This window comes from Luteibacter sp. SG786 (assembly GCF_011759605.1).
In the GTDB taxonomy this organism is placed as follows: Bacteria; Pseudomonadota; Gammaproteobacteria; order Xanthomonadales; family Rhodanobacteraceae; genus Luteibacter.
In genome coordinates this window covers 2377857-2395878 of record NZ_JAAOYX010000001.1, presented here as the reverse complement: position 1 = coordinate 2395878, position 18022 = coordinate 2377857, and the positions used below count along the sequence as shown (strand labels likewise).

Sequence of the window (18022 nt, the reverse complement as noted above, 5' to 3'; positions counted from 1 at the left end):
CCATGACGTGGCGATGTCCTTCGACATGCCAGAACGATGACACGGTTAACGCGCCGTTCGCACAAAGCACATTCATGACACGCGGCGTGACAGCGAAACACCGTTCACTGCACGAGTCGTGCGCGTTCCGCCGGAGTCAAGCCGTCTCCCGCGGAACCTGCGCGCCGCACCACCTGCACCGGACTCGCGCTGTCGTACCCGGCGCCTCGCGCACTGTCGATGCTCGCACTCGGGTCGCCGCCGATCACCTGTACGGAGATGATCGACGGTTGCCGGTCGCGCGCATCGGCCTGCTGCTGTCGCGCGACATCTTCGGCGGCCCTCGTCGCCGCGGAAGCCGCGGAACTCGCAGCATTGAGTGCGCCGACGTTCACTGCCTGAACTACAGGCAGGCCCACGGCATCGCCCTTCACCTGTACGTTGTCCGCGTTGGCGACATGCGCCGCCGCCACGACGAGGTTGCCGGAAACGCGTATGCCCGCGTCGCCTGCGTCGACGGTGCCTCGCGGCGCCATGAGATACACCGAACCCTCGGGCGCACCCGGAACGGTTTGCAGTGTGGCGATGCCCGCACCGCTCACCTGACCGGCGGCATCCTGCACACACCATGCATCGACCGAGCACAGATAACGCACCGGCGGAATCTCGCTGTTCGTCTTCGCGCCCTTGCCCGCATTGATGTCGCCGTTGGAACTCCAGATGGTGACGTCGCCGCCCTGCTCGGTGAAGATGCGGCTCTGCGCAAGCAACGTGCTGCGATCGGTGAACAGGGAGATGTCGCCGCGCTGCAAGGTGAGGATGCCCTGCGTGTTCGGACCGGCGAGCACATTGCCGGTGGTGCTTTCGGTAATCACCGGCGGTGCCGACACGCTGCCCAGCAACGCTTCGCCACCGGGGGCGACAATGGAGACGTCGCCGCCTCGCTGCGTCTGGATCGTGCTGCCGCGAATGTCGAGATCGCCCGTGCGGACGGTGGTCTCGGCGCCGTTGGTTCCGCCGTCCAAGCCATTGGCGGTGTAGCCGAACGAGGCGGGGAACAACGTGTTCAGTGCCTCATAGCCGCGCGCATACTGATTGGCGAAAGGACTCGACGCATCGCCGTAGTCCTTGCCCACCTGTGCGAGCACGCGGAACAGCGTCTGCTGCGCGAACACGGCCTGCGCTTCGGCCGGCAGGGACTGGAACCTCGCCCAGGCTTCGTCGACGCTGTAGTCGGGCACGTGGCGGTCCTTCACCAGTCCCGTGTTCACCGAGAGCCCCGCGTCGTAGTTCTCGACGAAGGCCACGAGCGCGGCGGAACCATCGTCGAGGCCCGGCGGTTTGGTGGCCGAGGGATCGACATAGCGCGCGATGAAAGCCGCGCGGTCCACGCCCGGTGCAACGCCGTAGGAAACGACAATCGACGCACCCTGATCCGGAAGCGCGGCGTTGTAGATGTTCCCGACCGAATTGATGCCGGTGTACTGACCGCCGCCTGCCGGTGCGAGAAGCGTCTTCACCGAACGAGGCGGCAGGTACAAATCGGTCTGCGATGCAAGCCGCCCCAGGTTCCGCCCCGCCTCGACGGCAAGGTAGCCCGGTCCGGCCTGCGCGATGACGGCGAACGGATTGCCTGCCTGGTCCCCTGGCAACGCGTCGTCCAACGGGCGATCGATGATGTCCCGCCCGGCCTTGATGACTGAGATGTCCGCATCGCGGAGTTGCTGCCCGAGATACGCGAGATCCACAATGTCCCTGCCAGCTTGGATATGCGCCACCTTGTTCGGCATCAGGTAACTGGCGTTCACGCTCGCCGCGCTGCCATTGACGATGTCGCCTTCCAGGGCATACACCCGCACCGGATCGATGTCGTCGGCGTGCCAGGGATCGGTCGCGTGCGCACTCGACTGCATCGCCGCCACCGTCGACATCTGGTTCATGAGATAGCCGTTCACCGGCGCGCTCGCCCCGGACGTCATACCGAGGGGTGTCAGGTTCAGTGGCGAAATCAGCGAACTCAGCGGCGCGTCGATCATGCCCCATGCGGGCCGGCTTGTTCCATCTCCGACCACCGCGATATCGAAGGTCACGCTTCCTCGCGCAAGCAGCGACAGGTTGCCATCGCGCGATGGAAAGAGTTCGCCGCTGCTGAGCAGGTTCAGGTCGCCATTCGCAGCCGCGAAGTTGACGGTGGCGGGGAGGATATCGCCTGCGGTTTCACCGAAATTCCGAACGGCGCCCGCGAGTCCCGGAGTGAACAGGGAGATAGGAGACGCGAGATCGCCGTAAGAGAGATCGCCCGTGAGCGACACGACGTCGATGCGCGAATCGCTCGAATAGTTCTGCCTGTCCAGGTGCCCCGCCGACGCCAGCAACGAGACAGCGTTGCTGTCAAGCAGCGACGGATTGAACACACCGCCGAGGCTGACCGCACCGCCACCCTGCACCGTTACCTGGCTGTCCTGCATGGCCACGATGGTCGACGCCGGCATGGTCGCGTCACGATTGCCCGGCGTCTTGTACGGCACGGAGAAATCGCTGCCGATGCGGCCGTCCGCCTGGATGTTGCCCTGCCCCCGCGCCACAAAGTAGGTGCCGCTGAGGATGTCGCCACCGGCATGTACATCGAGATCGCCGCCGCCGAACGTCCGCAGGCTGCGGGCGCCGCTGGCATCGGTATCGACGATCCAGGTGGTCGGCAAGGACACCGAAAGCTGCCGGATGTCCCCTCCGGCCTGCACGCTGACATCGCCACCGACGCTCATCAGCCCCTGGTCGAATCCGCCGAAGTTGATCGACGAACGCGTTTCACTGTTGTTCGTCTGCATCCACTGCCACCAGTACTGCGCGGTACGCGTACCCGCCGTGCCTGTCAGGTCGCCCGTGGTGTCCACCGCGTCCTGGATGCCCTCGATGTCACCGCCCGCGTGCAGGCTCAGGTGACCCGCAGCATCCGGGTTCACCGGGCCGGTCACAACAAGTTCCGGCGTGGCCGTGTCGCCCAGGCCAAGGACCGTCGAAGGTCGCAGCAACGAGGCAGAGTCGTCGGCCGTCGTGCCCGGTGCCGGCGCACCTGCGGTGTACACGGCCGCAGGCGCCCTGTCGTCCGTCCAGCGGATGTCGCCGGCCGCGGCGATGTCGATATCGCCGGTGCCGGTGCGCACCACAGTGGGGGCGGCGAGCACGCGGTCCGTCTGCGGATCGGCATAGTCCGTGTGCCCCGACAGGTGCACCGATCCGGAACTGCCCAGTAGCGTCGCGCCGGGATCGCTCGACGCGAGTTCGGCACCCGCCGTGAAGCGATAGCTGGAACTGTTCCCGCCTGTGAGCGTCGCGCTCAGGATCGGCAACGGATTGCCGGCGGCCACCTGTGGCGAGGGACTGTTGTCGACAGGCGCGGCTGAGGGCGCGATGACGTCCAGCGTCGTCGGCGGGCCGTCCAGGGTCACGAAGTCGAACGGCATCGTGAAGGTGTTCTTGAAATCCGTCGATAAGCCCGCCGCCACGAGATACGGTTTATAGCTGGCGAGGTACGATGGATAGTCATTCAGCACGGTCGCCGCCGACGGTGCCGGCGGTGCCTGCACATTCGGGTCGAGCAGACCGAAACCGAGCGAGAACGAGATCACTGTGGCTGGCGTGACCGGCGCCGGATTGTTGGGATCGCTGAATTCGTCGATGCCCGACGTGATGTACTTCGCATATTCGACGTACTGGCCGTAATACTGCTTCACGGCTTCGGAATCGCCATCGGCGAATTGCTCCGGCTTCGCGAACAGCCCGTCGATCGCCTCGGTACCGTTGGCCTGGCTGACGATGGTGTCGTACCACGTGTTGGCCTCTGCCTGATCGGCTTCCGGCGCCTTGCCGCCCGTACCGCCTGCGCTGCCCTGCTGATAGAAGCCATCGGTGATGCTTGCCCGGATGTCCAGGTCGCCCTCCGCGCGCAGGCTCAATGCGGGTGCCTGGTCGCCGTAACGATACGCAAGATGCAGCGCGCCGCTCGCATCCCGGGTTCCCGCACCGAGGTTCCAGTTCGTGAGCACGGCGATGCCGCCGTCGTTCCATGCGGCGTCGCCATTGCGCAGTTCAACGCCCGGCCGCACGGTCAGCGTCGGAAGCGCCCCCTGCAGGCGGTTCTCGAATGTGAAACCCGGCGCTGAGATGAAACCCATCAAGGTGCCTGCACCCTGGGTCTCGTCGCCATTTCGGTAGCCATAGAACGAGGCATGCGCCAGGTTCGCGGCCGAGGGCGTGAAGCGATAGCGGGCGAGATAATCGGCGACTTGCGTGGCATTCGCCGGATCGGGTCCCGGAACCACGTTGCCGGCGTCGTCGGTGAAGGTACCCGCCACCAGAACCGGCTTGCCCGTGGAAGGATCGGCGCCGAACCACCCTGCGGCATCCACCAGCCCGTCGAAGTGCTTCGCGGGGTCGGACGACGCGTCACGCGTGTCCCACACGGCATACGCCTCGAGCGAGGGCTCGCGTGTGTGCGACAGGTTCACCTGCGGCGCGATGTCGACGGGGACGTCGCCATCGCTGAGCAGCGGTGCGCGAAGGTAGAGCTTGCCGTCGGTGCCGGCACCGGCGCCGTCCTGCACGATATGCGCGCCGGCGCCGATGCGGATGTGGCCGGCATCGGCGCGCTGCACGTTCTCGTAACCGAACGCGCCGTTGACCGTTCCGTCGCCGATGCCACCGGTACCGATGGCTATGTCGCCACCATTCTTCCCTGCGGCGGAAGCGCTCGCATCCAGGCCGCCGTCGAGATCGACGCCATGGGCGCCGAACAGTTTGATGCTGCCGCCGAACGTGCCGGAGGCGTCGATGTTTCCGGCGACGCTGACACCACCGCCGTCCGCGGTGAGGTTCACCGTGTGCGCACGCAGAGTCTGTCCGCTTGCGATCGCAAGATCGCCGTTGCGGGTGTGCACCGAGAATGAGCCGTCCATGCCGCCCTCGCCTGCCGCGCTGGTCAGCGCGCTCAGGTCCAGCGACCCGGCAGTATCCACCGACAGCACGCCGCCGAGGTAGCCGGCGGCGGCATGACCCGCGAGCGAACCACCGAGAAGCGCGCTGCCCTTCGGCGCAAGAACGGTCAGGCGCCCGGCACTGCCGGCGCTCTTGCCGTCCGCGGGGCCGCTGACATCGATCCTCGATCCGGACGACGTCACGACATCGCCCGCGTCCGCCTGCAAGGTCACGGTGCCGCCCGGCATCGGCACCGTGGTGTCGATGAATGGCAACGCGAGGCCGCCGGCATCGATGACCGCTTGGGTACCCAGGCGCACATCGCCGTCGACGGCATGGAGGTTCACGCTGCCGCCAGGCGTGACGATGGCCGTGTCGAGACCCACCGACCCGCCCTGAAAGCCTAGTTTACCGCCCATCGCGCCGTCGGCCGCGAGCGTGCCGCCGTCGCCGGTCAGCTGCATCGCACCCGCCGTCTGCATGCGATTGTCGGCGCCAAGGGATGCCGAGAATCCCGGCGTAGCGACATAGACGTCGGCCGCACCCAGATCGATGGTGCCGACACCGGCGCCATGGACGCCCCGGGCGGCATGTGCGCCGAAACGTCCCAATCCGCTCAATACCGTGTTGCCGGTACCGAGGTAGAGGTCCGCCACATCCACTTGCAGCATGCCGCTACCGGAGAGCGCCGGCACGGCTGCCGCGCCGGTGTCGTTGGCGATGGTGAGCGACGCGGCGGCAAGCGAGGCTTGCCCGCCGTCGCTCTGGATCGTCGGCGCGCTCAGCGTCAGCGCATGCGACACCGAAAGGGTGGCGTCGCCGATCAGGTCGATGGCCTGGCGCCCCCGCAGCGTGAGTTCGTCGCTTGTCGCAAGCTGGGCAAGCAGACGCGGGCCGATGAGCAGACGCCCTGCCTGGTCCTGCGTCTGCGGATCGGTGCCGGTCAGGGCGATGCGAGACGCGGTGACGTCCACTTGCGGCGCGTGCAGCGTGGCGTCGGGCGCAAGCATCGTGAGGCCTGTGGCGTCCATGCTTACCGACGTCGCGGCATCGATCACGGCGCCGGCACCCACGAGGAGTTCGCCACCGGGCGTGCCGGCGGAGCCGTCCAATCCGGTGATGTTCACGCGAATCACCGGCGCCGCATCCAGCCCCGATACACGCAGCAGGGCGCCATCGCCGCTGACTGCCGGCGCAGTGCCGCCGGCCAGCCTGCCGACGAGCAGGGGGGCTCCCGCCGCGTCGCTGCTGGCGGTGGCGCGAAGCACGCTGCCATCGTCCAGGGTCACGCCGCCGTTTCCGTTTGCGACGAGAATGATTTCGCCGCCCTGCAGCGGATGCGCCGCGTCGTTCGACAGCAGCACATGGTTCGCGAGCACGTCGACGCGGTCGCCGTCTTCGGTACTCGAGCGCTTGCCACCGACGAGCAGGCTGCCGGCACCCAGCATCGACAGCTCGTCGGCTGCCACATGCAGGTAGCCGTCGCGTGCGACTTCACCGCCGCCAAGCACCTGGATCGCATCGCCGGCAATGTCCACCTGCGAACCGCGTCCGCCCTTCGCCGGCGCGGCGTCGAGCGTCGCGCCCAGGGTCAGCGCCGCTGTAGCGGCAATAGTCAGGCGCCCCGCATCCGCGGCGAGACGCGGAACCACATCGCCATTCGCAGCGGCCTTGTCGGTGAAGAACGTGCTGGCAGACGTCAGCGCGTATTCCGAGTATTTGCCCCACGTGTCGGCCGACTGCACCGTGAACGAGCTGGCACGTGCGTCGCGGGCACCCGTGAAGGTATCGGTGAAGTAGCCGGTAACGAGATGACTGCCATCGGGCGCGGTCGCGGCCGCACCCGGTATCGCATCCTTGACGCCGGTGTTCTGCACGACGCGAAAGGCGCCGGGCAGCGTCGCGTAGCGGGCGGGCAGCAGCGTGTAAACACCGTCCGGCAGCCCAGGCACGCCGGAAAGGTAGACCGCCTGCCCCGTTTGCGGGCCCGCGCCCATGCCGAGCTCCAGTGCTGCATCGTGCGCGGCCAGCGGCGTGTCGTATCCGGGCAGGATCGCGTAGACAGGCCGGCCATCCGCATACTGCGACTTCTCCTGGCCTTTCTGAGTCACGGTGTAGTCGGTGTAGGTCTGCGCCAGTACGTCGCGAGAACCGCCGGTACCGGGCACCCACTCCGCCGCCTGCAGCTCACCGCCCCCCGAAAGGTCCACGATGGCACCGGCGTCCATCGCGATGGCGCCGCCGGCGATGGCGACCGATTTCTCCGGCGGGCGAGCGACCAGCGGCAGCGGCGTGCCGTCAAGGTTGTCGTAATGCCAGTCCTTGCCGTCTACCGTGCTGCCGTAAGGCACGACGGCGCCACCCAGCGATACCGAGGTGACGCTTCCGGCGCCTAGGTGCACGTCGCGCGCCGAAACCATGGGCAGCGCAGGCGTCAGCCCGAGAGCGGACTTCGTGGCGTCCGGATCGTCGGTACCGAGCACGATCGATCCCGAAGGCACCCACAGGGTGCCGTCCTGCTCGATGTGGTCCGCGGTCACCGCGAGCGTCCCGCCCGCACTCAGCGGTGTGGTGTTGTCGCGCCGCGCCGCTTGATGGAATGACACCGTGGTGTCGGACGAAGGATGTGCCGCGTCGATGAGGAACGCGTAATGCGTCACCGGATACAGCCGGCTTGCCGTGAATGCGAGGTCGCCCGTGCTGTAAAGCCAGCCGGTGTCGTTGATGCGGCTGTCGCCGACTGGCAGCGTGAAACGGATATCGCCGCGCGAATCGAACGACGCCTGAGCAAAGCCTGCGAGGTTGACCCGTCCGCCCAGATCGATCGCATCGGCGCGTACGCTGAGCGTGCCTCCATCCAGCGAGCTGGATACGGGCGCCACCGCCGGAGTCCGCGCGCCAAGGACGGCGACGTACGGGGCTTCGAGCGCCACAGTTCCGCCGGGGCCGCTTGAGCCATCGGACGGTGTGCGGGCATCGGCGGCGAGGGCCGAGAGGCCGACCGTCTGCAACTGAATGCTACGACCGGTGTGCAAGGACACGTCGCCTGCGAAGGCCACGGACAGGGCCTGCAGCTGGGTCGCGTCGCCGCCCTCGATGGGGCGGCCGACGTAGAGGTCGTCCACGCCGCTTCCTTCGAGCCTGTTCACGGCGAAGCGAAGGTCGCCGCCGTCGCCTGCGTCCAGCGGCGTGTCGGCGAACGGATCGCTTCCCTGCGGAAGGCGCCATTCGTCCTGGATGAATACCAGCAGCCCCTGGGTGCTGCTCGATTGCGAAGACCCCGTGCGGGTAGAGATCGCCAGCTGACCGCCGGAAGCTTGCGCGGCGCCACCGTGGGCATCGATGGTTCCGTCGAAGTACAAGCCGGTATTCGTCTGGATGTCGAGTGTTCCGCCGTTGCTCCAGACCGGGGTCGCCACATCGGACGCGCTGGCGATGCCCACGCGCCGGCCGCTGGCCGGCAGATCGTAGATGTCGCTTGCTCCGGACACTGAAATGCGGGATCCACGCTCGGCCACCACGTCGTGGTCCGAATACAGTTGGATGCTGCCGCCATCGAGCACCACGCCGTCGCGGCGCAATGCATTCGTTGTGCCATCGCCGGTCACCAGACCGGCCTCCGGATCGCGGAGGGAGATACCGCTTGCGTCGAGTACACTTTCCGCACCGAGCTGCAGGCTGCGATTGGGCGCATCCGGCTTCATCGGATTCCTGTTGAGGTTATGCAGCTCGATCGAGCCGCCGGGTGCCACCAACGTGCCGTCGACGACCACGCTACCGGTCGCGGCAAGGCCGATGGTGCCACCCGCATCCACGTCGATTCGCGCGTCCTTCCCCACCGTGACGCTGGACCGGACGCCCGGAAGGTCCACGCCGAACCAGTCGCGGTAAATACCGGCCTGGATCGTCATTCCGTCGCCCGGCTGCCTCTGCGTGTAGCGGGCATACGGTGCGAGCGTGCCGACGCCAGCCACATCGCCCCGTCCTTCCGGCCCGAGCAGACCCGACCGACTGGCGACACCCAGCAATGCCGTCTGATCGGCCAGCATGGCCCGTGGCCTCACCGCGACCTGTGCCCCGGGCGCTATCGTCACATCGGTTTCCGCGAGGAGGTTGTAGCTGGAGAACCCCAGTGACGAAAACATCGAGGGATCCAGGTACAGGAATGCGATGCCCGGCGTCGGCGCCTCTTCCCCGCCCACCTGGATGGACGGCGCGTGCAAGGTCAACGTCCCGCCGCCCGAGAACCCCTCGGAGACGAGCGTCGCCCCAAGGTCGATCGCTCCGCCGCGAATGTCGCTCGGCTGGCCGGTCCTCGAGATGAAGTTCATCTCCGGCGTATCGACGTGCGTCTGCAACGTCACGTCGCCGCCCCTGCCCCTTGGCGACACGCCGCTCATGGCGAGGAAACCGTCGGTCCCGACGTAGCCGCCGCCGGAGACATCGATGACGGAACCTTCGACCAGGCGGATATCGGGCGTGATGTCGGGGGCGTTCGGGCGTCCGCTGGTGTAACCGGTGAGGGTGACGCTGCCGCCATCGATCCAGTGGTCGCCCTGCGCCTGGTCTGCCGTGCGGCCGCCGTCGTTCACCCAGAGGCCGCTTGCGTCGAGGCGACCCCGCGCGCCCATGCTGATCGCCGAGGCGATCGACTCCTGCCGGTTCTGATCCGTGGCGCGCGCGGAAAGGTTGATCGCGCCGCCATGCGCCACGATGCTTCCTTCGACGTTCACATTCGTGGCGGTGAGGTCCACCTCGCCACCATCGGCGACGTGCAGCTCGGCCCCGTCCTTCACCAACACCGTGCCCGCGGTGCTGATGCGCACCTTGCGCAAGCCGGCGTTGTCGATCATTGCCGTCGAAAGGCTGCGCCACCACAACGGATTGTTAGGGTCGGCCGGGTCGCCACCCTTGGCCGGCCAGGGATCGTCCGCCGTGAATTGCGGTGCATAGGTTTCCAACGGCACGCGCTCGGACTGGATGACGAAGTTGACGGAATCCGCGGCAAGCACGCCACTCAAGGGAAGTTGCTTCGGCAGTTCGATAACGTCGATGTCGAGCGCACCGCCCAGCGGCTCGTTCCTGCTACGTACCTGTTCGCGCCCGGCGTAGGCGTGCGCGCTCACGTCACCGTCGAGGATCAGATCGTTGACAAGCGCCGTGTTGTCGCTCCGGCCGAAGGACAGCGTGCCGGCGTCGCCGCCGTGAATGAAGCCCGGGTCCCAGCGGCCCGTGTTCGCCAGCAGTGGATTGCCATAGGTTTCCGTGACACCCCAGCGCGCATGGTCCTGGCTGTAGACACCCGCGAAGCCGGTGTAGTCGACATTCGGGTCCGCCGAGGCGATGTCGTAGATGAGCCCATTGCTGGCCTGGAGACGCGGCGTGGAGATATACCCCGGAAGGTAATTGAGGAATCCGCCTTCCAGGCGCAACTGGGCGCCAGTGCGCACGATGCCACCTTGCTCGAAGGCGATATTGCCGGCGCGAATCATCAGCTGGTCGACGGTGCGCGGCACGTTGTTCACGTAGCCTGCAACGTTCAACACCGGGCTGCCCACCCAGTCGAGTCCATCCGGACGGGTACCGGACCGTGTGCTGTCGATCGCGACGTTCTTCGCGGAGAACAGGAAGCTGTCGCGCAGGAGCGGCGAATTCGCCAGTTCGTTAAGACCGACGCGCGGAATGGTGACCAGCAGGGCCGACATCGGCAGCGTGACGTCGGCCAGGCCGGAAACGTCGATCGTGGCGCCGCTGTCCACGTACGCATCGCGATGGAAGGTGACGTTACCGGCCGGCACCTCCACCAGCGCGCCGGGCTTCAACACCGTCTTCATGTTGAAGTCCACGCTGCTCGTCACGAACGCCGCGTCGGCATCCTTCGACGACGTCGTGGTCTCCCCGTTCTTCTCGGGCAGCACCGTGGTCACGGACCCCGTGCCCAGGCTCAGCACGGAGGAGACGTTCTGCAGACTGCCAAGGTCGAAACGAATGCTGCCCGGGTGGCTCAGGCTAGTCGAGGAAACGACCACGCCATCCTGCTTCATGTCCTCGCCAAGCCACTGGATGCGGCCCTGGCGTGCCTGGATCAGGCCCGTATTCCGAATGGCCCCGTCCACCTTCCGGGTGCTGAAGAGCGCCGCCACGTCCAGCCCGTTGGCGGTGGAATTCGGTGCCAGCGTGAGGGTCTGCACCGCCGCCAGGATCACCTGCCCGTTGTCGGCGACGATCTGCCCCCCTTGGTCAATGCGAGGTGCCGAAAGCAAGGCGTAGCCGTCCTTGGATGCCGAGATCGTCGCGCCCCGTTCGACTTCCACGGCGCCTCTTTGCGCGTCCGGACGTCCCGCGTCGCCGTTGTCGGTGAGGATGTTCACCGATGTGCCGAGACCGAGGATGTTCTCCGGGTCCGTCGTGCTTCCGATACCGTATTTCAGGAAGAACGCGTTGCTCTTGGCCACGTCGTTCGAGAAAAGGTCGAGCGAACTCGCCAGGAGCGAATGCGTGTCGACCTGTGCACCGCCGCCGAAGATGACGCCGTTGCGATTGAGCAGATAGACGGTGCCCTCCGCCTTGATCTGGCCAAGGATCTCGCTGGGTTTGCCGCTCGGGTCGTTGACGCGGTTCAGCGCGATCCACTGGTTCCCGCCGTTCGTCTGCGTGCCGCCGGTCTGGTCGAAATGCACCGTGGTCTTGCGTCCCACGTTGAACGACTCCCAGGTCATGATCGCCTTGGACTTCGTCTGCTTGATCTCCACCGTGGTGCGTCCGCCCGCCACCGACTGCGTCGGCGCGTTGGCGTTCTGCCATAGCGACGGGTCCGTGCCGACGCGGTTATCGACCTTCAGGCCGCCCGCGCCCAGGCCGTCCGGCACGCCGGAGGCTAGCGACTGCGCTGCGGCCTGGGCCGCCTTCTGCGCGCTCATTTGGGCCGCGACCGCCTGCGCCGCGGCGTCGAGGTTCGCGATCGACTGCTGCACGCGCTGCTGCAACATGACATTGCCCGGCGTGAAGACATTGCCGCCGCCAGCCTGCCCCGTGCCGGGGCCGGCCGTGGCCGGGCGCGAGGCTCCCGCCTGCTTGCCGGCGAGCCAGCCGGGACTGAAGGCTGCCTGCGGCGTTGCCGCATGGGCGGCGCCACCAAACAGGGCAAGGGCGATGAAATGGCACATCGCCCGGCGATGCAGCGCCGGCCGCGGTTTCGCGGGCTGGCGGGACCGGCTAGCGGCGGGAACCTGGGTGCGTACGATCATGACTGGCCTCGGAGAGCTGTTGTATCGGCAACGATCACGGCGCGTTCCCGCCCGCGAAATCGCCGGTCATCGTTGCCACTTCGTCATTCAATTCGGGCAGCGAGGCGAGTTCCCTCAACTCGTCCTCGCCGAGTTCGCGCAGCACCGCCCGGATCGCCAGGCGGCGTCCGTCGTGGAGCCACGCGTTCAACACGCTGGCGATCGCGCGAATCGTGGGCAGCGCGGCTTCGTCCAGTTGCGGCTTGCGATGGCGCAGCCTGTCTTCCACGGCATAAAGCACGCGCGCGCCGAGAAAAGCCGACGACTCGCGCACGAGCTTCTCCAGAGCCTCCCGCGAACAGCGATCCATCAGCACTTCCGCCGCCCTGCCCTGCCTGGCGGCGTAGAGCTGGCGAAGCATTTCGGCCAGCGCGTGCATGCAAGTCATGCCGCAGATCCGCGCGTCCGCGGCGGCACGCGCGCGAGACGTGCGTGGACGCGACGCGTGGTATGCGGGCGGGGAGTCGAGGTCATGGCCTGGATACATGGCCGTTCCGTCTCATGGCGAAGCCGATGCCTGGCCGGCCCGCGGATCGAAGCGTTGCTCGTAAAGCCTGTCGCCAAAGGACTGTGCCGCGTTCTCCAACTTCGCCCTGGCCTTCGCCGCAAACGGCTGGCGCGAGGCGACCACATCGGACATGTCGATGTTCTCGTAGGCCGCGATCACCTCCTGGCCCACGCGGTACATCCGCACGTTGCGGGCAGTGCAGGCATCCACTTGCCCCTTCGCCATGTCCAGTTCCTTGGCGAGCCTTGCCCGCTCGGTTTCCGCGGTGCGCAGAGCGGCCGCGACCGCGCCCGCATCGGCCTTGCCCCGTTGCAACTCTGTTTCCGCGGCTTCCCGCTTCTGCCTCTCGGCGGCAAGGGCCCGGTTGGCTTCCGGCGAGATTCCGCCGGTGTTCTTCGCGACGGTACGGGCGGCCTCCGCCGCGTGCTTCGCGTCGTCGCGTTCCTTTTCCAACGCGGCCTTCTCCGCCGCCCATTGCGCCTGCTGCGCCTGCAGGTCTTGCAATTGCGAACGTGCTTCCCTTAGCTGGTCGCGGATGCGGCTCTCCAGACTGGCAGTCTGCGCGTGTGCCGCCGGCAGGATGGCGAGCAGGAACAAGGCGATGAGCGAGCGTTTCATGTCGACTCCTTAGAACCGCGCATTCATTTCGAGCTGGAAGACATCGATGGAGAGCGGTGGACCGAAGACTTCCTTCGCGTTGAAGTAACGTGCGCTCAACCACGCGTACGGAGAGATGCCGTAGCTGCCACCCAGGATGAAGCCCTTGGCATTGGTGCCGCCGAGATGGAAGTCCGGGTCGGTCAGGCCGTCCAATGTGGCGTCGGGTTGCAGATACTTGTAGGCGAGCGCCACGTTCCAGTCGCCCGCCGCGTGCGGATTCGGATCGCCCAGCGTCGCCCTTACCATCCAGCCCACCGGTCCGCTCTTGTAAGTGCTTTCGCTGAAGTCGCCGGCGCCGAAGTTGTTCACCAGCCGGCTGAGACCCACGTCGCCACGGAACGCATCGCGGCGGTGGTAGGCCATGTTGCGGATGTAATCGGCTTCGAGGCGCAGCGGCGTGTCCGCCACCTTCATGTCCAGCCGGGTGTTCGCATCGGCCACGTGGTAGTCGTACACCAGGCCCACATACTGCGGTTGCGCGTAGTTGGTGGGCGAGTTGGGATCCGGCACGATGTCGCGAATGAGAAACAGCGAATTGCCCTTCTGCATGAAGGCGGAGCGGGTCGCGTCGGTATCGCAGAACGCCACGCCGAGGTAGATCGAACACGGAGTGGAGAGCTCGCCGCGCATATGATCGAAGCGGTAATAGGCCAGGGCCAGCTTCCATTCCGTGTCTTCGTTGAACTTCCAGCTCCCTCCGATCTGTGCGCCGGTCATCCACTTGTCGCGGCTGGCATTCTTGATGCCCTGCTGAGACGGGAAATCGTCGGCCTGGTACTCGATCGGGAACATGCCGACGTTCGCGAAGGCATCGATCCCATCGGTCATCGGCACATTGAACTTCCCGACAACGCCGTCGAAGTTCAGGTCGTTGGAATACACCAGGTCCGTGCTCATGAACGGGTTCGGCATGCGCCCGCCGATCACCTGCGCCCACGGTGCAGGCTTCCATGCCAGCCAGGCCTGGTCGAGCCACAGGTCCTTTTTTGCCAGCCCGCCGCCGAGGGTCTGCGTGGTGGACACCGGGTTGTTGTCGTTCCCGGTGCCGATGCGGATGCCGGCGCTCACGTTCTCGCCCAGATCCACGTTCACGCCGAGCCCGGCCCGAATGCGCAGCGAGTTCGTGCGATTCTCCCGCGTGTTCAGCAGCGGTGGCGGATTCACGCCGTTGAGATCGTAAGGCCCCGTGCGGTTCAGTTGCGCGAAGTCCACCACGGGAAAGGCGTTGCCCTTGTCGTAGTAGTGGAACTCGTCGCGCACGCGCATGTCGCCCGACCAGGCGATGCGGTCGAGCCATTCCGGCAGTGCTCCCGGCGTCGCCCAATGCTCGGTCTTCGCTTGTGCCACCACTTCCTGGCGCAGCTCGTCCTTGATCTGGTTGCGGACCACCTCGGGTACGTAGGTGACACGCACCTGCCCCGGCGCGGCGGGCACGGCGTTGGCCGTACCGGCGAGTTTCTGCGCCTGCGCGGCCTCGGCATTCGCCTGGGCGATAAGCCCATCGGCGTCCGCCTGGGTCAGCACGCCGCGCTTCACGAGCAGGCGAACGAGGTTGATGGTGGCGTTGTCCGACGGCGCACTCTGTGCGTGTGCGCCGCCGGCGCAAAGCGCCAGCACGATGGCGGCCGTCAGCATGGCTCGCGCGGGGCGTTGGCGGGCCTTTCCGATGGTCATGCGAACTCTCCGGGTGTGTAGTGTGTCGACGGCGCTCATGCGGGACGCTTCCCGCGGATGGCGACGCGCAAGGGAAAATGCAGGGACGATGGCGGAGCCACGTCGATGCGCGGCATCGCGCGCAAGGCGTCCAACAAGGCCGCGTCGGTTCTCTCGTTACCGCTGGAACCGACCAGTTCGGCACGCGTGAGGCGACCATCGGCGTCCAGCCACACGTCGGCGCGCACGTCGAAGACAAGGCGATTCACACGGTCGTCGCGCTGTATGGCCTGCTGGATCGCATAGCCGAGGTATTGGTCGTAGCTGCCGGTACCGGTTCCGGTGCCGCCACCGGAACCCATCATGCCGCCGCCGTCGCCCGCGCCGATGTTGAAGGCGTCGCTGCCGGCCTGGGCGTCGCCATTGATCGTCACGTTCTTCGCCACGTCGTTGCTCGGCTTCGGTGCGTCCACGGGCTTCTGTGGAAGCTCCTGCGGTTGCTCCACCGGCTTCATGTCTTCCTCTACCTTCTTCGGCTCCGGCGGCTTCTCCTTCGGTGGCGGAGGTGGCGGCGGCAGGGGCGTGATGGTGGCCACGCGTGGCGCTTCGCGCCGCACGGCGACACTGCTTCCGGCGAAGTGCCAGACGAGCGCGGCCAGCAGCAGCACCACGGCGCCACCCAGCGCGGGCCCCAGCCAACGTCGCCGGCGTCGGCGATGGAAAGGCTGCGTCGTCACGCGCTCATCCCTTCGGCGACTTGCCGGTGACCAGGCCGACCTGCGGCAGGTCCACGCGGCGCAGGAGGTCCAGCACGTCCATCACCTTCTGGTACTGGACCGTGGCATCGCCCTTCACCACCACCGGGAAATCCGGAGTGATGGCCTTGAGCGCACGCAGGCGCTGCTCCAGTTCGTCGAGGGTGACGGGATAGGCATCGAGGAATACCTGCCCCGAATCGGCGATGGTGATGGCCTTCGTCTGCGGCTTCGCCATGCTGACCGCGGCACTCGCCTTGGGCAGGTTCACCTTGATGCCCTGCACCGACGCCGTGGTCATGATGATGAAGATCACGAGCAACACGTACGCCAGATCGAGCATGGGCGTGATGTTGATGTCGTCGTACGGCTTGTCGTCGTCTTGCGCGCGCATGGTGCCTCCTCAGGCCGGGACTGCCGAAGGCTTGGAGATGCGCTGCTGTTCCGCCAGCCGCGTCACGAACTCGTCGACGAACACCTGCATGTTCGCGGTGACGTTCTTGTTGCGGATCAACAGGTAGTTGTAGCCGAAAAGGGCGGGAATCGCGACGAACAAGCCGGCGACCGTGGCCAGCAATGCGGCGGCGATTCCTGGCGCGATGGCGTTCACGTTGACGTCGCCCGCCGCCGCGATGGCCGCGAAGGTGATCATCACGCCGACGACGGTACCGAGCAGGCCGAGGAACGGTCCGCCGGAAATGGCGATGGTCAGCAAGACCATCGATTTCGCCAGTGCCTGGTTCTCGCGCACCAGCACCGAGTCCATGGTGGCGCGAATGGCCTCGATGGACTCCGACGCGATGTGGTCGTGCCCGTCCTCGTCGCGGCGGCTCCAGACCTCCGCCGCCCCGACCTTGTACAGACGGTAGAGCGATGCGTCGCCGAGACGCGCCGCCGCCGGATCACGCGAAAGCGCAAGGATGTTGCGGCCCTGCTGGCGGAACGCCTCGAGGAACTCCTCGTTCGCGCGGCTCACCTTGTTCACGTAGGCGGCGCGCTGCCACATCACCAGCCAGGAAATGGCGGCCATCACGAGCAGGATCGCGATCACCACCCACGCGTCGGCGGTGACCGACTTCACGATGATGCCGAAATAGCCGAATCCCACCCCGGACTGCTTCTCGTCGGCGCCGTAGGTAAGCAGCTTCGACTCGGCTCCTTGCGTCTGCGCGTCCACGGCGATGAGCGTCGCCGAGCGGGCGACCCGCGACAGCCGCACCTCGTCGAGCATGCCAGTGAACGGCACCGTGGCCTCGGGCCGACCGGCGACATCGCCGCCAAGGGTGGCCTGGCTGGTCATGGCCGGCAGCTTCGCGTCGAGCTTCGCGTACGGGCGGCCGTCCACATACAACACGATGTCGTTCCCATTCGCCGTGACGGCGATATGCGTCCAGCCGCCCGGCTTGACGGCATCGCCGGCGGTGGTGGTGGCATCGTTCACCTGGGCGAAGGGCACGCCGTTGTCGAGCCCGACCAGCAGCTTCTGCTCGCCCTGGTGGCGCGCATACAGCAAAGCGCGGCCCGCCGGCATCGGATCCGGCTTCACCCAGGCGCTGAAGGTGAAGCTGCCGCCCTCGGCCACGTTCATCGACACGCTGCCGGGAAGGGTCACGACCTTCGAGCCGTCGAAGCGTGCAGCCTTGCCGACGATACCGTCCGCCGTGAGGATGTCGTTGCCGACGGCGTTGTTGGCATAGGCCGTGGCGTCGTTCGGTGGCGTACCCGCCGCCTCCTCGAAGTGATAGACGGCAGCATAGTCGGCATCGAACACCGCGCCGGCCTTCTCGCCGCCCTGGGCCTTCGGGTTTCCGTAATACATCCAGATCTGCTGCTGGCTGTCCGCGGCGAGCTGCGGCACGTCCACCCACACCAGCGCGACACCCAACACCGGATCGAAACTCTCGATCTGGTAGTTCAGGGGGGTCTTGTCGTCGGACGCGACGAAACGCACGTCGGCACCGCTCTCGGACACACCGTCGAAGGTGAAGTTGCCCGAATGCAGGCGAACCAGCAGCGGCACGCGACCTGCCGCCGTGGTCACGTTGCCGCCCTTCGCCGTCGTGTCGATGGTGATCGCCTTGCGGAAGGCGAAATCCTGGTTCCACCACGAGGCATCCGCGTGGGCGGACGGCATCCAGCCGAGGAGAAGCAAGCAGGTCAGTAGCAAGAATCGGTTCACGGTATTACCCCTGGAATGTCTGGAAGTC

At 66.7% G+C, this 18022-nt stretch carries 7 protein-coding genes; all 7 read right to left on the bottom strand.

The features are described 5' to 3' along the window. Nucleotides 1-104: 104 nt before the first annotated feature. The 7 genes from FHS47_RS10965 to FHS47_RS10935 all read right to left on the bottom strand — a co-directional run bounded on the left by FHS47_RS10965 (nucleotide 105) and on the right by FHS47_RS10935 (nucleotide 17994). Entirely contained in the window at nucleotides 105-12200 is a 12096-nt protein-coding gene (locus tag FHS47_RS10965; protein ID WP_167026943.1) for a filamentous haemagglutinin family protein, read from the bottom strand. Between the two features lie 34 nt (nucleotides 12201-12234). Continuing rightward, nucleotides 12235-12627, bottom strand: a complete 393-nt coding sequence (locus tag FHS47_RS10960; protein WP_167026940.1) for a hypothetical protein — start codon at nucleotides 12625-12627, stop codon at nucleotides 12235-12237. A gap of 111 nt (nucleotides 12628-12738) precedes the next feature. Continuing rightward, on the bottom strand, nucleotides 12739-13365 hold the full coding sequence (locus FHS47_RS10955; RefSeq protein WP_167026937.1) for a hypothetical protein: 627 nt from the start codon (nucleotides 13363-13365) through the stop codon (nucleotides 12739-12741). Between the two features lie 9 nt (nucleotides 13366-13374). After that, a complete protein-coding gene (locus FHS47_RS10950) occupies nucleotides 13375-15081 on the bottom strand; it encodes a putative porin (protein ID WP_208381912.1) in 1707 nt (568 codons plus the stop codon). 35 nt (nucleotides 15082-15116) lie between these two features. Next, on the bottom strand, nucleotides 15117-15797 hold the full coding sequence (locus FHS47_RS10945; RefSeq protein WP_208381911.1) for an energy transducer TonB: 681 nt from the start codon (nucleotides 15795-15797) through the stop codon (nucleotides 15117-15119). Between the two features lie 4 nt (nucleotides 15798-15801). Continuing rightward, the gene (locus tag FHS47_RS10940) at nucleotides 15802-16209 is read right to left on the bottom strand and encodes a biopolymer transporter ExbD (RefSeq protein WP_167026934.1); all 408 of its coding nucleotides are present in this window, start codon (nucleotides 16207-16209) and stop codon (nucleotides 15802-15804) included. Nucleotides 16210-16218: 9 nt separating this feature from the next. Further along, on the bottom strand, nucleotides 16219-17994 hold the full coding sequence (locus FHS47_RS10935; protein WP_208381910.1) for a MotA/TolQ/ExbB proton channel family protein: 1776 nt from the start codon (nucleotides 17992-17994) through the stop codon (nucleotides 16219-16221). Nucleotides 17995-18022: the final 28 nt, after the last annotated feature.

Bases quoted from the DNA above. Each gene is read 5' to 3' on its own strand.
- FHS47_RS10950 (WP_208381912.1), bottom strand. From the start codon at position 15,081: ATGACCATCGGAAAGGCCCGCCAACGCCCCGCGCGAGCCATGCTGACG.
- FHS47_RS10940 (WP_167026934.1), bottom strand. From the start codon at position 16,209: ATGCGCGCGCAAGACGACGACAAGCCGTACGACGACATCAACATCACG.
- FHS47_RS10965 (WP_167026943.1), bottom strand. From the start codon at position 12,200: ATGATCGTACGCACCCAGGTTCCCGCCGCTAGCCGGTCCCGCCAGCCC.
- FHS47_RS10960 (WP_167026940.1), bottom strand. From the start codon at position 12,627: ATGACTTGCATGCACGCGCTGGCCGAAATGCTTCGCCAGCTCTACGCC.
- FHS47_RS10955 (WP_167026937.1), bottom strand. From the start codon at position 13,365: ATGAAACGCTCGCTCATCGCCTTGTTCCTGCTCGCCATCCTGCCGGCG.